This window comes from Streptomyces sp. NPDC056160 (genome assembly GCF_042268205.1).
GTDB lineage: Bacteria > Actinomycetota > Actinomycetes > Streptomycetales > Streptomycetaceae > Streptomyces.
This window is the reverse complement of sequence record NZ_JBHJUW010000078.1, coordinates 24,181-39,124: the sequence shown is the minus strand read 5'-3', so window position 1 is coordinate 39,124 and position 14,944 is coordinate 24,181. Positions and strand designations below refer to the sequence as shown.

General features: G+C 68.8%; 12 protein-coding genes and 2 pseudogenes. 7 read left to right on the top strand and 7 right to left on the bottom strand.

The window, feature by feature from the left end:
* The first annotated feature begins 206 nt into the window (after positions 1–206).
* Positions 207–404, top strand: a complete 198-nt coding sequence (locus tag ACFC02_RS26070; RefSeq protein ID WP_376361844.1) for a hypothetical protein — start codon at positions 207–209, stop codon at positions 402–404.
* Between the two features lie 201 nt (positions 405–605).
* On the opposite strand, the pseudogene ACFC02_RS26065 reads toward ACFC02_RS26070, so the two are convergent.
* A pseudogene (locus ACFC02_RS26065) lies at positions 606–1,441 on the bottom strand (IS3 family transposase); the annotation flags it as partial.
* On the opposite strand from ACFC02_RS26065, the pseudogene ACFC02_RS26060 reads away from it, so the two are divergent.
* Positions 1,369–2,263, top strand: a pseudogene (locus ACFC02_RS26060) (helix-turn-helix domain-containing protein). The pseudogenes ACFC02_RS26065 and ACFC02_RS26060 overlap by 73 nt on opposite strands.
* 51 nt (positions 2,264–2,314) lie before the next feature.
* Here ACFC02_RS26060 and ACFC02_RS26055 read toward each other — a convergent pair.
* Together ACFC02_RS26055 and ACFC02_RS26050 are read right to left on the bottom strand one after the other, a co-directional pair.
* Positions 2,315–2,602, bottom strand: a complete 288-nt coding sequence (locus ACFC02_RS26055; RefSeq protein WP_376361841.1) for a hypothetical protein — start codon at positions 2,600–2,602, stop codon at positions 2,315–2,317.
* Between the two features lie 52 nt (positions 2,603–2,654).
* Positions 2,655–3,284, bottom strand: a complete 630-nt coding sequence (locus ACFC02_RS26050) for a transposase (protein ID WP_376361847.1) — start codon at positions 3,282–3,284, stop codon at positions 2,655–2,657.
* A gap of 344 nt (positions 3,285–3,628) precedes the next feature.
* Between ACFC02_RS26050 and ACFC02_RS26045 the strand changes: the two genes are divergently transcribed.
* Positions 3,629–5,434, top strand: coding sequence for a bifunctional metallophosphatase/5'-nucleotidase (locus ACFC02_RS26045; RefSeq protein WP_376361838.1), 1,806 nt, complete (start codon positions 3,629–3,631; stop codon positions 5,432–5,434).
* A 223-nt stretch (positions 5,435–5,657) separates the two neighbouring features.
* Here ACFC02_RS26045 and ACFC02_RS26040 read toward each other — a convergent pair whose 3' ends face one another.
* On the bottom strand, positions 5,658–5,849 hold the full coding sequence (locus ACFC02_RS26040) for a hypothetical protein (protein ID WP_376361836.1): 192 nt from the start codon (positions 5,847–5,849) through the stop codon (positions 5,658–5,660).
* Here ACFC02_RS26040 and ACFC02_RS26035 point away from each other — a divergent pair.
* Positions 5,848–6,168: an integrase core domain-containing protein gene (locus ACFC02_RS26035; protein WP_376361833.1), complete on the top strand. Its 321-nt coding sequence runs from the start codon at positions 5,848–5,850 to the stop codon at positions 6,166–6,168. The two genes, ACFC02_RS26040 and ACFC02_RS26035, sit on opposite strands and share 2 nt — an antisense overlap.
* An 89-nt stretch (positions 6,169–6,257) precedes the next feature.
* On the opposite strand, the gene ACFC02_RS26030 is transcribed toward ACFC02_RS26035, so the two are convergent.
* Entirely contained in the window at positions 6,258–6,596 is a 339-nt protein-coding gene (locus ACFC02_RS26030) for a hypothetical protein (RefSeq protein WP_376361831.1), read from the bottom strand.
* A 507-nt stretch (positions 6,597–7,103) separates the two neighbouring features.
* Here ACFC02_RS26030 and ACFC02_RS26025 point away from each other — a divergent pair.
* Entirely contained in the window at positions 7,104–10,598 is a 3,495-nt protein-coding gene (locus tag ACFC02_RS26025; RefSeq protein WP_376361828.1) for a hypothetical protein, read from the top strand.
* Positions 10,599–10,659: 61 nt separating this feature from the next.
* Here the strand turns inward: ACFC02_RS26025 and ACFC02_RS26020 are convergent, their stop codons facing one another.
* Positions 10,660–11,091, bottom strand: a complete 432-nt coding sequence (locus ACFC02_RS26020) for a hypothetical protein (protein ID WP_376361825.1) — start codon at positions 11,089–11,091, stop codon at positions 10,660–10,662.
* A 181-nt stretch (positions 11,092–11,272) separates the two neighbouring features.
* Here ACFC02_RS26020 and ACFC02_RS26015 point away from each other — a divergent pair, with 181 nt between their 5' ends.
* Positions 11,273–11,677 (top strand): hypothetical protein, encoded by a 405-nt coding sequence (locus ACFC02_RS26015; RefSeq protein ID WP_376361822.1) that lies wholly within the window; start codon positions 11,273–11,275, stop codon positions 11,675–11,677.
* A gap of 140 nt (positions 11,678–11,817) precedes the next feature.
* On the opposite strand, the gene ACFC02_RS26010 is transcribed toward ACFC02_RS26015, so the two are convergent.
* Entirely contained in the window at positions 11,818–12,426 is a 609-nt protein-coding gene (locus tag ACFC02_RS26010) for a TetR/AcrR family transcriptional regulator (protein WP_376361819.1), read from the bottom strand.
* 96 nt (positions 12,427–12,522) lie between these two features.
* On the opposite strand from ACFC02_RS26010, the gene ACFC02_RS26005 reads away from it, so the two are divergent.
* Positions 12,523–13,272: an SDR family NAD(P)-dependent oxidoreductase gene (locus ACFC02_RS26005; protein WP_376361816.1), complete on the top strand. Its 750-nt coding sequence runs from the start codon at positions 12,523–12,525 to the stop codon at positions 13,270–13,272.
* The last annotated feature ends 1,672 nt before the right edge of the window (positions 13,273–14,944 follow it).

The window sequence follows — 14,944 nt, the reverse complement described above, 5'->3', positions numbered from 1 at the left end:
ACACGTCTCCTCTCCTGCGGACTCTGCGTGCGATGTGACTTCACGTCGCACCGGGCGTGCCTTCCCGACCCGCGCTGCGAACGCGGGCCTACTCGGAGACCTTCAAGGGATCATCGGGAAGGTACGCCCTCCGCGTTCCTCCCGGCACCGATCCACAGGTTCCGAGCATTGCTCGCCGGGTGCGGGCACTTGAAGCGGATGACCTGGTGCAGGCCACCATCGACCCCGCACACGCGCGACGGCGCCTGGTCACACTTACCGATGCCGGCCGCGAAGCCCTCCACACCGCCGGAAAGCCTCTCTACGACGAGTTCCGCGCCAAGCTCGTCGCGGCCGCCATCCCCTACGACCATTACCTCGACGACAGTCTTCGACTGGCCGAGCTCCTCCTCGAATCCACCTGAGATGCGGCGTGCGGCTCCGAAAAGATTGTTGCCTGCCGCGTTACCAGCGCATGCCGAGCGCGGTCTGTACCGCGTGGTGCTCATCGGACAGTTTGTCGGCCGACCATGCCAGCTTGATTTCTGTCCCGTCGGGCAGTGCCTCTACGTGCTTGCGGGGCAGCCGCAGGTGTGAGGTTGATCCCTGGGAGCGGACACCGGATTTCATACGGCGAGTGACAGCGTACGTGGCGTGATCAGTTGCTGTTCGAACTCGGTTGGTGTGAGGCAGCCGAGTGCGGAGTGTCGGCGGCGTCGGTTGTAGTACGACAGCCGGCAAAACAGCTCGAGCCGCGTCTGTGCCTGCGCACCTCGCTGGTCACCGATGCGATAGCGATGGCCGTGGCCGCCCGGGGCGGCGGGGTCCGCGGCGTCGTTTTCCACACCGACAGGGGCGCCCACATGTGGTCGGCGATCGACCAGCCCACCACCTTCCTCGAACAGATGCCGATCACCGTGGCGAGGTAGAGCCACGTCGTGCCGACGGCTATGTACGTGATGTCGCCGCACCACCTGGTGTTCAGCGTGTCCGCGGTGAAGTCGCGCATCACACCACGCCCGGCACGGGGGCGCGGTCCTGTCCGCGACCGTCGTCCGCTTCTTCTTCCGCAGGTGCCGGCCGACGATGTGGTTGAGCCGCATCAGCCGGTGACGCGCTTGCGGTTGATCCTCCATCCCCTCGCACGCAGCTCGGCATGGACGCGCGGGGCGCCGTAGGCGCCCTGGTGTGCGGCGTGGACGGCACGGATCTCGCTCACGGGCCGCTTCTCCTCGGCCTGCCGTTCGGCACGGGCCTGCTCGGTGGCCAGGTGCCGGTAGGAGCCGGCGTAGGACGCCCCGAGCGTCCGGCAGATCCGCTGCACGCCGAAGTCGGCGCGGTTGGCGGAGACGAAGTCCCAGCGGCGGGGGCTCACTTCACCTCCCGGGCATCTTCGGGCCCCGCACGCAGACCCCCTACCAGGTCTCCGTGTGCGGACCGGCCGGTTCCGTCTCCGCCCCCGGCGGCTTCGTGCTGGCCGTCACCGGCGGACTGGACGTCCTGCGCGCAGCCGACACGCTGATCGTGCCGGGATTCGGTCCGGGTTTCGCGCCGCAGCCGGGGCTGTTGCCGCCGGCGGTGCTCGACGCGCTGGCCACGGCCCGCGACCGGGGCCGACGCGTGGTGTCCATCTGTACCGGTGCATTCGCACTGGCCGCGGCCGGCCTGCTCGACGATCTGCACGCCACCACACACTGGCAGCACACGGACGAACTCGAACGCCAATACCCCGCCGTGTACGTGGACCGTGACGTGCTCTACGTCGACGAGGGCAACATCCTCACCTCGGCCGGTGTGTGCTGCGGCATCGACCTGTGCCTGCACATCGTCCGCCGCGACCTGGGTGCCGTAGTGGCCAACCAGATCGCCCGGAACATCGTCGCCGCCCCCCACCGCGAGGGCGGGCAGACTCAGTACGTACCTGCCCCCGTCCGACAACCGGCGACACCTCGCTTGCCGACACCCGAGCCTGGGCTCTCGAACGTCTCGCACAGCCGCTCGCCGTGACCCAACTGGCCCGCCCGCCGGCATCTCCGAACGCTCCTTCCTGCGTCGGTTAGCCGAAGAGACGGGCACGACGCCCCTGCAGTGGCTGGTGAGCGCCCGGCTCGGCCTGGCACGCGAACTGCTGGAGACCACCGACCAGCCGATCGACCTGGTGGCGCGCGACTGCGGCCTGGGCTCGGCCGCCAACCTGCGACTGCATTTCCGGCGCGCCCTCAACACCACGCCGACCGCCTACCGGCGTGCCTTCAATCGCCGCGTCCCGGACCCAGAGACATGATGTCCGTTCCGAACGCGCGAGATGATACCTGGAACCACCTGACACGACCCGCTAGTACTCCAGTGCGACTTCACGGTCTATCCGGTCGCAGGGGCGGCGAGTCGTTGCTGGTAGTGGCTGCGCCGGGCTGTGGCCTGGTGGTTTCTGCGCCAGTTTGGCCACTGCGGCAGCCTGCGCGGAGATGTGTTCGGTGGGCTCAGCAGGGTGCCCGAGCCGGTGGCGGATCTCGGGAACGGTCAGGTCGATGGAGCCGTGGCTGCGGTCGGGCCGGTTCGGCTGTGCGGTCCTGGCCGGTGTCGCGTCGGCAGCGAGGGCGGCCAGGAATGCCAGGGCGAGCATGGCCAGGTGATGAGCCGATGCCAGGCGGTCCAGCGGCGGACCTGGTAGTGGTTCAGTCCGACATGGTCTTTCGCGGCCTGGAAGCACTCCTCGATGCACCACCTGGTCCCGGCCACCCCGACCGGCTCGGACAGCGGCATCCGTTTTGTGGACCAGCACAGGTAGAAGGCGAGTTCGCCGCTGCGCGGGTTGTGGCGGGACCAGCAGGTGCCGGTGACCGTCGGCGCCGATCTCGATCCAGGCCCAGTCGTAGTAGCCCGGCCCCTTCGCTCCGGCTCCTGCGCTCTGCCGGCGCCAGGCCGAGGCGGGAACGCGGTCGGCGACGCATCCGCCCGGGCAGCGGTCGCCCCTGGTTGTTCCGCACTCGGGCGCTGCAGACGACGGCCAGGGCGTAACCGGTCCGGCGGGACTCCAACAGTGCGCGCAGACCGGGGCCTTGGCCGTATGCTTCGTCGTCGGTCACCCAGGATGCGCGGATACCGGCGTCCGGTGCGGCCGCGATCATCTGCCCGGACAGCGTGGGCTTGGTGGCGAACTCCACCTGGTCGGGCACCCCGGCACGGCTCCGGCGCTCAAGGTCCCGGGACCAGGACGGGTCCGACAGGTAGAGCCGGTGGTCGATCAACGCCCGTCCCCTGCTGGAGGCGCAGGCAGGGAAGAAACCGACCTGACTGTTCTCGATCCGCCCGCGGTGCCGGTGTACTGCCGCTGCAGCCCGCCGAGGTGGCGCCCTTTCCGATCAGCAGGACGAACCGCATCGCCGCGGCCCCGCGCCGGGGTGGGGGCTGCCATGTTTCCCTCCACAACAATGACTGGGCGAATCCGGCACGAACGACGAGTCGCAGGTCTCGATGCCTCGGCATCGGGGCTTCAAAGATGTCTCAACCGGACAATCCTGGCGGAGCGGCGCTCCTGCGCGTAAGGCCGGTGCAACCTGTTCGTGATCCGTAACCCCCTGTTGCGCTACGCGCGTTGACCATAGGCTCCGCACAACCTGAACAGCCTCGTACTCACACAGGGGAGCCCATGACCCATCCGATTTGGCCGAGACGTCCCGCACACCGGATACTCGGAGCCGTCGCTGCTCTGGCCACGGCCGGTGCGCTGACCGCGGCTGCCGCGCCCGCGAACGGAGCCCCGACCGTCCAGAGCCACGGGCACAGCGGGCGTACGGTCGATGTCCAACTGCTGTCGTTCAATGACTTCCACGGGAACCTGGAACCGCCGGCCGGTTCCTCCGGGCAGGTCAGCGAGACAGAGCCGGACGGCACGACAAAGAAGATCGACGCGGGCGGCATCGAGTATCTGGCCAGCTCACTGCGTACGGCGCGGAAAGGGCATCCGTACAGTGTCACGGCCGCGGCCGGTGACCTGATCGGTGCGAGCCCCCTTCTCTCGGGCCTGTTCCACGACGAGCCCACCGTCGAGGCGATGAACAAACTCGACCTGGACGTGACGAGCGTCGGCAACCACGAGTTCGACGAGGGTGCGACCGAACTCGGCCGCATGCAGAACGGCGGCTGCCACCCCAAGGACGGCTGCTACGAGCCCGGTCGGACCTTCAAGGGCGCCGACTATCCCTATCTCGCCGCCAATGTGACGGACGAGAAGACCGGCAAGCCGATCCTCAAGCCGTACTGGGTGTGGAAGCACAACGGCGTGAAGATCGGATTCATCGGCGTGACGCTGGAGGGCACGCCGGACGTCGTCACCGCGGAGGGCGTCAAGGGGCTGAAGTTCCACGACGAGGTCGCAACGGTCAACAAGTACGCCGACATCCTCGACAGGCAGGGCGTCAAGTCGATCGTCGCGCTCATCCACGAGGGAGGCCAGCCCGCCTCCGCCTCGTACAACTACGACTGCGACTCCCCGGGCGCGGGCGACGGCATCTCCGGTCCGATCGTCGACATCGCCCAGCACATCACCCCCAAGGTCGACGCTCTGGTCACGGGCCACACGCACCAGGCGTACGTGTGTACGATCCCCGACCCCTCGGGCCGACCGCGCATGGTCACCTCGGCGTCCTCGTACGGCAAGCTGTACACCGACACCACGCTGGCCTATGACCGCCGTACGCAGGACATCGTCCGTACCACCGTGAAGTCCGCGAACCACGTGGTGAGCCGTACGCAGCCGAAGGCCGCGGACATGACGGCGCTCATCTCCCGCTGGAACAAGCTGGCCGCGCCGGTGGCCAACAAGCCCGTCGGCTATATCTCGGGTGACATCAACGGACGCGGGGCGACCACCCCCGAATCCCCGCTCGGCGACCTGACCGCGGACGCGCAGCTCGCACACGCGAAGTCGCTCGACCCCAGGGCCGTTCTGGCGCTGATGAACCCCGGCGGCATCCGCTCCGACCTGGTCTACAAAGCGAGCGGAAGCGAGGGCGACGGCGTCGTGACGTACGGCGAGGCGTTCACGGTGCAGCCGTTCAGCAACACGGTGAACCTGGTCGACCTCACGGGCGCGCAGTTGGTCACCGCGCTGCAACAGCAGGTCAGCGGCCCGAACGAAGCCTCACCGAAGATTCTGCAGGTCTCGCAGGGGCTCACATACACCCTGGACCTCACCAAGTCGGGTGCAGCTCGCGTCGTCACCGACTCCGTCCGGCTGAACGGGACGGTGATCGACCCGGCCGCCACGTACAGGGTGGCCATGAACTCCTTCCTCGCGGGCGGCGGCGACGGCTTCACCGAGCTCGGCAAGGGCACGAGTCCGCTGGTCGGCGCTGACGACCTCAAGGCGTTCAACGACTACTTGACGGCGAATTCCTCCGCGACGACGCCCATCAAGCCGTCGGCCGCCGATCGGATCACGGTCCTGCGGTAGCGACGGCAGCCGAATGGAAACGGGCGGCCAGTGGCGTCCGTCAGGGGATGCGCCCTTCTTGCAGGCGCATCCCCTGCGTCCGTGCTGTGCCATGGTCATGGCGGCCCACGGTGTCAGCAGGTGCTGTCCAGGGGAGTGGCCCCGGTGGCCGGCGCCGGCGCCGGCTTCCCCCTGCGCAGCTTCGCGAAGAGAGGGGTGGCGGATCGTCCGGGGATCCTGCTGATCAGGTAGGCGACGGGCAGGGCAAGGCTGAACGGGTGGTGACGTCGTGCGGGTAGTGGCCGCCCACGTACACGCGGCGGAACAGGGTCTCGTGATTCATGCCGAGCTCGGCGGCGATGCGTACGACGGGCCGGACGGACGCACGGGCCAGCGCAACAGTGTCGGCCCGGAGCTCCGCCTCCGGGGCGGTCATGCACACCGCTCACGGAGCCCAGTACACCAGCCGGGCCTGCGCCGATGTCTGCCGCCGGGCCGGCGTCCGCCAGTCCATGAGCGCTATCGGCAGCTCGGCGGACAACGCGCTCGCTGAGTCCTTCAACGCGACGTTCAAACGCGAGATTCTTCAGGGCCGAAAGCACTGGTCCAGCGAACGCGAGGCCCGTATCGACGCGTTCCGCCGGCTCAACCGCTACAACACCCGACGCCGTCATTCCCACCTCGGACAACGGAGTCCCATCGCCTACGAGAGAGCACTCGACACAACATCAACTACCCTGGCCCAAGCCGCATAGCCCGTGTCCGAGATTCCGCGTCAAGGCCCCCCACCGCCCGGATGCGGTCGAGGCACTTTCTTCGGCTGACTACCCTGCGGGTGCACCAGTCAGCAGACAACCGTCTTACGGTAGTGCTGGGTGCTTGGAGACCAGGACTCGTGGACGACACTGTGGTTGGGCATTTTGTGGCAGCGGCCGGTGCCTCCCAACAGGCCTCCTGTGACGACCGCGACGTACATGGTCTTGCCGCAGTAGTTGCTGAGCCTGACGTAGGCGAGCGTTTTGTGTACGTGGCGGTGGATGCAGGCCGGCGCGGTACCGCCTGCTGCAGTAATCGCGGGTTTCGGTGCGGCAGCGGTGGCGGCGGGTGCCGTGATGCCGAGGGTGGTCAATCCTACGAGCGCTGTGGTGGCTGCGAGCGCACTGATCCGCTTGCGGGTGCTCATGTTCCGACTCCTCCGTTGCTGCCGGCTGCGGCCATCCGATGCAGGCATTTCGTTCTCTCTTCCTCAACGTGCTGAGCGAGCCACGGGGCGAGCCTCGGGCCGAGCCTCGGGCGAAAGGTCCTTGAGTGGCCCTGCTGCGTTCACGTCATCGACTCCAGCGGCCCGTGGATTGAATGGGCAGCCGGTTTCGCCACTCGGATCAATGGCCGCACTGCAGGCCACCGCCACTGGCCAAAGAAGGTGCCTGTGGTTTGCCTTCCGCCACGCACCTGCCTAGCGTGGCGGCTCGTCGTGCCGTGTCCACGGGGGACCGGGGGACAGTTGGGGGTGCTGACGATGGCGGGGCGTAGGGAAAGCCCACTTGACCCTAATGCTGGGCCAGTTGCGCGCTTCGCGTTCGAGTTGCGCAAGCTCCGCGCGCAGGCCGGCAGTCCGACATACCGGTCGATGGCGCAGTGCACCAGTCAGGGGGCAAGCACGCTGTCGCAGGCAGCTGGGGGAGAGCGGTTGCCGACCCTGCCGATCGTCCTCGCCTATGTCCAGGCTTGTGGCGGCGACCCGGAAGAGTGGGAGGAGCGGTGGCGGGAGGCAGCCGCAGAGGAGGCTGCTCGGCCTCGCCTCCCAGACGAAGGCGCGAAGCCTCCCTACCGGGGGCTAGCCCGCTTCGAGGTCGGCGACGCCGACCTGTTCTTCGGCCGGGACAAGCTCATCGACCGCCTGCTCGAACTGACCCGTTCCCGCCGGTTCACCGCTGTGTTCGGTCCGTCGGGCAGTGGCAAATCCTCCCTGCTGCGCGCCGGCCTCATCCCGCGCCTGCGCGGCCCGCAGGCGACCGGTCCGCGGCCGGCCGCCGTACGCGTCCTCACTCCCGGGGAGCATCCCCTGCGCGTCCACGGGCAACGGCTGCTACCCAAGGACGCCGACGGGGACACGTGGCTGATCGTCGACCAGTTCGAAGAGCTCTACACCCTCTGCGCCATCCCGGCCGAACGCGACCAGTTCATCGACCGATTACTGGCGGCAACCGATGTCGCGAGTCATCTGCGCGTCGTCATCGCCATGAGGGCCGACTTCCTCGGCCGCTGCGCCGAACACCCCGCCCTGACCGCCGCGTTACAGGATGGGACCGTGCTGGTCGGTCCCATGAGCCGCGACGAGTTGCGCGAGGCCATCACCAAACCCGCCCAGTCCGCGGGGATGATCGTGGAACGTGCCCTGACCGCCCGCATCCTCGACGAGGTCGAAGGCGAACCCGGCGCCCTGCCCCTGATGTCCCACGCCCTGCTGGAAACCTGGCGCCGCCGCAAAGGCCGCGCGCTGACCGAGGCCGCCTACGAAGCGGCGGGCGGAGTGCACGGCGCTATTGCCCGCACCGCGGAGCGCACCTACTGCGACTTCACCCCCGAACGCGCCGCGTTCGCCCGCCGTATCCTGCTCAGACTGATCAACCCGGTCGAGGGGGATCATGACACCCGCCGTCCCATTCACCGGTCCGAACTGGACACTGCCGTTGCCTGCGAGGACCTCGCCGTCGTCCTGGAGCGGCTGGCCGGCGCCCGGCTGATCACCTTGGAGCAGGACACCGTCGATCTCGCGCATGAGGCGTTGATCACCGCTTGGCCGCGCCTGCATACCTGGGTCGAGGAGAGCCGCGAGCGGCTGCGCACCCACCGGCGGCTGGCGGAGGCCGCCCGGACCTGGGACGAGCTGAAGCGCGACTCGGGAGCGCTGTACCGAGGGAGCCGACTGGCGCTCCTGCGCGACTGGGCTTCCCGCGATGGCAGTCGCGATGAACTCAATGCGGTGGAGCGCGCATTCCTCGACGCGAGCGTCAGCCAGGAGGACGGCGAGCGGGCCGCAGCCGTGCGGCGCAATCGCCGTCTGCGACTTCTCGCCGCTGGTCTTGCGTTGCTGCTGCTCGTGGTGACGGGCGTCAGTGTGGTCGCCCTGCAACAGCGCAGAGAGGCCGTGCGGGCCCAGCAGGCCGCTGTCTCGAGGCAGTTGGCGGCAGAGGCGCTCGGCCTTGTCGATACCCGTCCGGTCACCGCCATGCTGCTGAGCATGGAGGCCTACCGCGCTGCGCCGACGTTCGAGGCGCGCAGCGCCATGCTGACCGTCTCGATCCATCAGTACTACCGAACCGAGCTGTCTGGTCATGATGACGCCGTCTCCGAGGCCGCCTTCAGTCCTGACGGAACGCTCGCCACCGTGAGCCGCGACCGTACGGTGGTCCTGTGGGATGTGAGCGCACGGCGGAAGCTGGCGACTCTGACCGGACACCGCACCTGGCTGCGGGCGGTGGCTTTCAGTCCTGACGGGCGCACGCTGGCGACGGGAGGCAACGACGGAAAGCTGGTGCTCTGGAATGTCGCGGCGCGCAAGCCGTCGGCGGTTCTGCCCGGCCACGCGGGGCAGATCAAGGGCATCGCCTTCAGCCCGGACGGCCGGACCGTGGCCACCGCCGGCGCGGATCACACGGTGAAACTCTGGGACATTGGCCGCCGGACCCTGCGGCGCACCATATCCGGCCACCACGACATCGTCTGGGCGGTGGCGTTCAGCCCCGACGGGCGCACGCTGGCCACTGCCAGCGCGGATCACACGGCGAAACTCTGGGAGGCAGCGACCGGACGGCGGATCGCCACGCTCACCGGCCACACCCGGTCCGTCGATGACGTCCGCTTCAGTCCGGACGGCCGTACCCTGGCCACGGCCGGTGAGGACTGGACAGCGAGGTTGTGGGACGTCCGGCGCCACACCAGCGTGGCTACGCTGTCCGGTCACAGTGGGGAAGTCCGAGCCGTCGCCTTCAGCAGCGACGGGAGCACCCTCGCCACGGGGGGAAACGACAGGTCGGTCATGCTGTGGGATGTCCGGAGCGGCACCCACCTGACCACGCTGGCCGGGCAGAACACCAACATCTATACGCTCGCCTTCAGCCCGCGCGGCTCGTTTCTCGTTTCGGCCGGCGAGGACGGCAAGGTTGCACTCTGGGACACCGCGCGAATCCCGCTGTCCGGCCACCGCGACCGGGTCAACGATGTCCAGTTCAGTCCCGACGGACGCACGCTCGCCACCGCCAGCAGCGACGGGACCGTGGTGCTCTGGGACACCAGGCACCATACGCGCCATGCCACACTCAGGAGCAGAACCGGCCCCGTGAACGCCGTGGCGTTTGCCCCCGACGGACGTACCCTCGCCACGGCGATCGGTTCCGACACCCTCGCCCTCTGGCAAACCTCAGGCCGAGCCCAGCCCGTCAGACTCACCACTGGGAACACAGGGCGCGTCACGGACGTCGCGTACAGCCCCGACGGGCGGATGGTCGCGACGGGCGGTGCGGACAAGAAGGTGATCCTGTGGGACGCCGTCCGCCACACCCGTCTGGCCTCACTCACCGTGGCGTCCGGAGAGGCCGAAACCGCCGTGGACAGCGTGGCCTTCAGTCCAGACGGCCGATTTCTCGCGACCGCCAACCACGATCACCAAGCCACACTCTGGGACGTCACAAGACGGGTCAGGCTGGCCACGCTGAAGGGGCACACGGGGGAGCTCAGGTCCGTGGCCTTCAGCCCGGACAGCCGCACGTTGGCAACCGCAGCTCTCGACCAGAAAGTGATGTTGTGGTCTGTGTCCAAACACACCCACGTCGCCACCCTCGCCGACAGCGCCGGGCCTGCGTTCGCCGTGGCGTTCAGCCCGAACGGCCGCATTCTCGCCACGGCCAACTCGAACGCCTCGGTGATGCTGTGGGACGTCGCCCGACGCCAGCCACTGGCCACGCTGATCGGGCACACCAAACAGGTCAGGTCGCTCGCCTTCAGCCCGGACGGCCGATCGCTGGCCAGCGGCGGGGACGACCGGCTCGCCATCCTGTGGAACACCGACACCCAGCGCACCACTGAGGAGTTGTGCCAGACAGCGGGCCGTAACCTCACTCCGCAGGAATGGCATCAGCTCATCCCCGCACTGGCGTACCACAAGACCTGCCCCACAGCGTGACCGGTGGAGGACATGGTGCAAAGCCCCATCCAACTGCGTGTCCTGCTACTGGATGGGCACGTCAGCAGCGAATGTCGACGATTTGGATTTTCTGGCCGTCCCGTACCTTGTGCCAGCCCGGGCCGACCGTCCTCAGCCCAAGCGAACGCTTGACCTTGCATCCGGGGCCCACCCAGTATCCGTCGACATCCTTGACGCCGACGTCGTGCCCGTTCTGACCCGGTTTGAGTACATGCCAGGTCGACCTGTTGCGATACTTCCCCCAGTTATCGGTGATCAGGAGGTTGTACCGGTCGTCGCGGTTGTAGACGTTGCCGCAGATGTGGCCGTGGAATAAGCAGACACTCAGCGGGCCGACCTCGGCATCCAGCTGATGCCCGCCGCCGGATCCTGCGCCAGGGGCGGTGGCGGCCGCAGACGGCCCCGGGAGAGCGGCGAAGGCCACCGCCAGGGCGGCGATGACTGAGCGCTTCGAACGCAAGGCTTCCTCCATTGATCGCGAGCTGCTGGGCCATTCCTGACGTTCTCGTTCTCGACCGTAAGGTGTGTACGCGGACCGTCTGCATTGCATCGCAACATCGTTCGCCGGCCCACCTAATTGAGGTTGGCGTGACCCGCGCGGAGGCGCAGCCGGTTTCGCCCTGGGAAAACAGCACATCCACGGTGAACTCGCCGTGCTCGGCTTCAAGGTGCCGCCCTCAACCGTCTGGGAGATCCTGCGGGCGCACGGGATCGAGCCCGTTCCCGAACGCGACCGCCAGACCTGGGCCGTCTTCCTGCGCGGCCAGGCCCACGCGATCCTGGCCTGCGACTTCTTCACCGCCACCACCCTGAACGGCGCGACCGTGGACGTCTTCGCCGTCATCGAGCACGCCGACGGCCGTATCAGCATCCCCGGCACGACGGCCCGTCCCACCGCGGCCCGGGTCACCCAGGCCGTCCGACATCACCTTGATCTGAAACCAGGCCCACCTGCTCCACGCGCTCAACGAGTTCGAGGCGTGCTGCAACGGACATCGGCCGCACCGCACCTTGCACAGTGCGGCACCGCTTCGGCCGGCCCTCGAACCGATCACTGACCCGGACCGACTCCACTACCTCGACGTCCGCGGACGTGATCGACTCGGCGGCATCCTCCACGAGTACGCACACGCCGCAGGACCTGCGAGGACGTAATAATCGGCACTCGCAGGGCGGCACGGGCGGAGGCGGCGGCCGGTCAGGCGGGCGGCCAGTTCCGCAGCGCCATGTCGGCCACCTGCCGCAGGTCGTCATGCGTAACGCCACTGGCGGCCTGGACGGCGATGCCGTTCGCCACGGTCATGAGGTAGCGGGCGAGCTGTCCGGAATCGGTGTCCGGGGGCAGGTCGCCTTCGGTGACGGCTCGTCGGAACCGGTCGCGCAGACGCGCGGTGCCTTCGTTGCGCCAGGCGATGAGGGCATCGCGGGCGTGGCCCGCGGTGTCGCCGGCGGCGAGGGACGCCTGGACGCCGAGGCACCCGGCGGGGCAGTCGGGGCGGGTGGTGGCCCGAACGGAGCCGTCGAGGAACGCGGTGGCCACCTGTCGGGCGGTCGGCTCCTCCAGGGCACGGGCGGCATAGGAGGCGGGGCCCTCGGTGTAGCGCTCCAGTGCCTTGCGGAACAGGTCCTCCTTGTTGCCGAAGGCCGCGTACATGCTGGTGCGGGTGATGCCCATGGCACCGGTCAGGTCGGTGAGGCCGGCGCCTTCGTAGCCCTTCTCCCAGAAGACCCGCATGGCCTGTTCGAGGGCCTCGTCCGCATCGAAGCCCCTCGGCCGGCCGATCCGCGCCTGTCGCTGCATTTCCATGCACTCCACTCTACTACTTCCGTATCGATCGGTCTGGAAGTCTGCTACCGTTACATTACGAACCGATCGGTACTTTAATTTAACGAGGTCAAACGCATGGGTCAGCTCAAGGACAAGACAGCGGTCGTCACCGGCGGCGGCACCGGGATCGGCCTGGCCACCGCCGTACGATTGGCGGCCGAGGGCGCGAACGTGTTCATCACCGGCCGGCGCAAGGCCGAACTCGACACGGCCGTCGAGACCATCGGTGCGGCGAGGGCCACCGCTGTGGCCGGAGACATCTCCGACCTGACCGACCTGGACCGGCTGTACGACGCGGTCCGCGCCCGCGGCCGGGGTCTGGACGTGCTCTTCGCGAACGCCGCGACCGCCTCGCTGGTGCCGCTGGAGCAGGTCACCGAAGAGGACCTCGCCCACGTCTTCGACGTCAACGTGCGGGGCACGCTGTTCACCGTGCAAAAGGCGCTCCCCCTGCTCAACCACGGCGCATCGGTGATCCTGAACGCCTCAACCGCTGCCGACAACGGTGCCGAGGGGTTCGGTCTGTACGCGGCATCCAAGGCCGCCGTACGGTCCTTCGCTCGGGTCTGGGCCAACGAGCTCAAGGGTCGCGGCGTCCGGGTCAACGCCATCTCGCCGGGCCCGGTCGACACCCCCGGGGTCACCAACCTGGTCGGACAGGAGAACGCGGCCGGTCTCCGGGCCAAGCTCGCCGCGGACACCGCGCTGGGCCGGATGGCACGCCCCGAGGAGATCGCTGCGGTTGTCGCCTTCCTCGCCTCCGACCAGAGCAGCTTCATCCTCGGCGCCAACCTTTATGCCGACGGCGGCGAGAACCAGATCTGACGCATCGACTACCTCATCGGCCAGGCGCCCGCCGAGGCATGGCACCGCTTTGCCTGCGGTGACTGCGCCGAGGGGCCACGGCTCACGGCTCCACGACTGGGCAACCGCCCGTCCGCCGGCGGTGTGGGAGTTCGACAGTTCGACGGTGACGAGTCCACCGGGCAGCGCTGGAGGCTTGCCGAACCGGGAAGGTGTGTGCTGTGGCCGGTCACACGGACCTGGGTCCGGACGAGGTGTCGGGCGCTGCGGAGGAGGGACATCCCCCGGATGTCCCTCCAGGTGGCGCCCTCGCGCGCCGGGCTGAACGATGTGCGTATGAACGACCCGTTGTACGACCACGTGGCCGCCCTCGCCCGCCGCGCGCCCGTGATGGGGGAAGAGGTGAACGCCCTCCGAGAGGCAGCCACCAAGCAGGTCGCGTCGCGGAAGCAGGCGCTCCGACCGCGGTCGGCAGGACGATTGCCGCAGGGATCCGCGGGAGTCGCGGCAGCCGTGCTTCTGTCTTCGCACCAGGAGCACCAGGAGCATGGACCGGCGAGAGCGCGCGATGCGTCGCCCCTCGGTGCAGCGCCAGCCGCACGGGAACGCTTCGTCGGCTCGGCCCTGCTCCAGCGGTGTCGGCGTCGTTCACTCGGCTGAGGGCACGGTGCTGGTTAGTGAACGGTGCGCGGTTCACAGGCTGCGTACCGGAGGGCTTCCAGGAGCTGTCGTAGGCCCTTGAGCCGCTGGAGCCTACGCTGCCGACGCCGGGTGTACCCGGCCTTGGGGGACAGGGGAGGACCTCGCATCCGGCGGGCCCGGCCCGCCGGCCACGGCCTGCGGGTGCCCGCGGCAGGCGCCGTGGATCTGTTCTGCCGGCTCCTTGCCGGGCCTCCAGGGGCGGCAGCCGTCCCGCGAGCCCGGCGACTATCCACATCGCGACGTCTCTCTCGGGCAGCACGGTCCGCGGGGCCTGCGGCGGCTTCAGGACGGTTGCCCCCTGTGCGAGTACGCCGAGCGGCTTACAGCCGGGAGGCAGCCGCCAGACGGTCTCATGGCCGGAGCCGAACCCCTGGGTCACCGTTGCCCTCGGACGGGCCCACGTGGGCGGCACGCGCATGCGGTGACGGAACGGCCTGGGTGACGCGATCGCGGCCAGGCTGGGTAGGGACGGCAGCCCGGTTCGTCCGTCGGCACAGCTGAGTTACGGGTGAGTGGTCGCTCGGGAGGCCGTCGCTCCTGCGCGCAGTGGCTCGGGGGGCCCGCTCGGCTCCGGCCCGTTTCCGCGTCATGCCGGGGCCAGAGGCGCGGCGCAGGTGCAATCGCGCGGCCTCCGCACGTCCACCGGCGGGGCGCTCTTGCTCAGGCGGGAGGCGCCTGTGTCGGCGGCGGCTGGGTCGTCAGGGGCCGGCCGCCGTCGAGAGCTTGACGGAACGACGATCCCGGCTCGGCTCCGTGAGCAGCCCTGCTCGCGAGAGCGAAGCCGCTCTGGGACGGTGCCGTCGCGGCGCCACCGGCGGGAAGGAGTTCGGGACCGCGGTCGGGCCGGACTGGCTGTGGCCGATCAGTCAGTGCGTGGGCGGCTCCTGCCGGATCGCCCGCCGGACTGAGGGGGTTCGCCGCGATGATCTGCCCGCGTTCCCGGCCCAGTGACGATCCGATGGGGAAAGAAGCGTGCCACCTGCGCCAGTCC

What these genes read in the sequence shown, in the direction of transcription:
- ACFC02_RS26010 (WP_376361819.1), bottom strand. Translation starts at nt 12,426, where the DNA reads ATGGAAATGCAGCGACAGGCGCGGATCGGCCGGCCGAGGGGCTTCGAT.
- ACFC02_RS26005 (WP_376361816.1), top strand. Translation starts at nt 12,523, where the DNA reads ATGGGTCAGCTCAAGGACAAGACAGCGGTCGTCACCGGCGGCGGCACC.
- ACFC02_RS26030 (WP_376361831.1), bottom strand. Translation starts at nt 6,596, where the DNA reads ATGAGCACCCGCAAGCGGATCAGTGCGCTCGCAGCCACCACAGCGCTC.
- ACFC02_RS26045 (WP_376361838.1), top strand. Translation starts at nt 3,629, where the DNA reads ATGACCCATCCGATTTGGCCGAGACGTCCCGCACACCGGATACTCGGA.
- ACFC02_RS26040 (WP_376361836.1), bottom strand. Translation starts at nt 5,849, where the DNA reads ATGACCGCCCCGGAGGCGGAGCTCCGGGCCGACACTGTTGCGCTGGCC.
- ACFC02_RS26035 (WP_376361833.1), top strand. Translation starts at nt 5,848, where the DNA reads ATGCACACCGCTCACGGAGCCCAGTACACCAGCCGGGCCTGCGCCGAT.
- ACFC02_RS26020 (WP_376361825.1), bottom strand. Translation starts at nt 11,091, where the DNA reads ATGGAGGAAGCCTTGCGTTCGAAGCGCTCAGTCATCGCCGCCCTGGCG.
- ACFC02_RS26055 (WP_376361841.1), bottom strand. Translation starts at nt 2,602, where the DNA reads ATGCTCGCCCTGGCATTCCTGGCCGCCCTCGCTGCCGACGCGACACCG.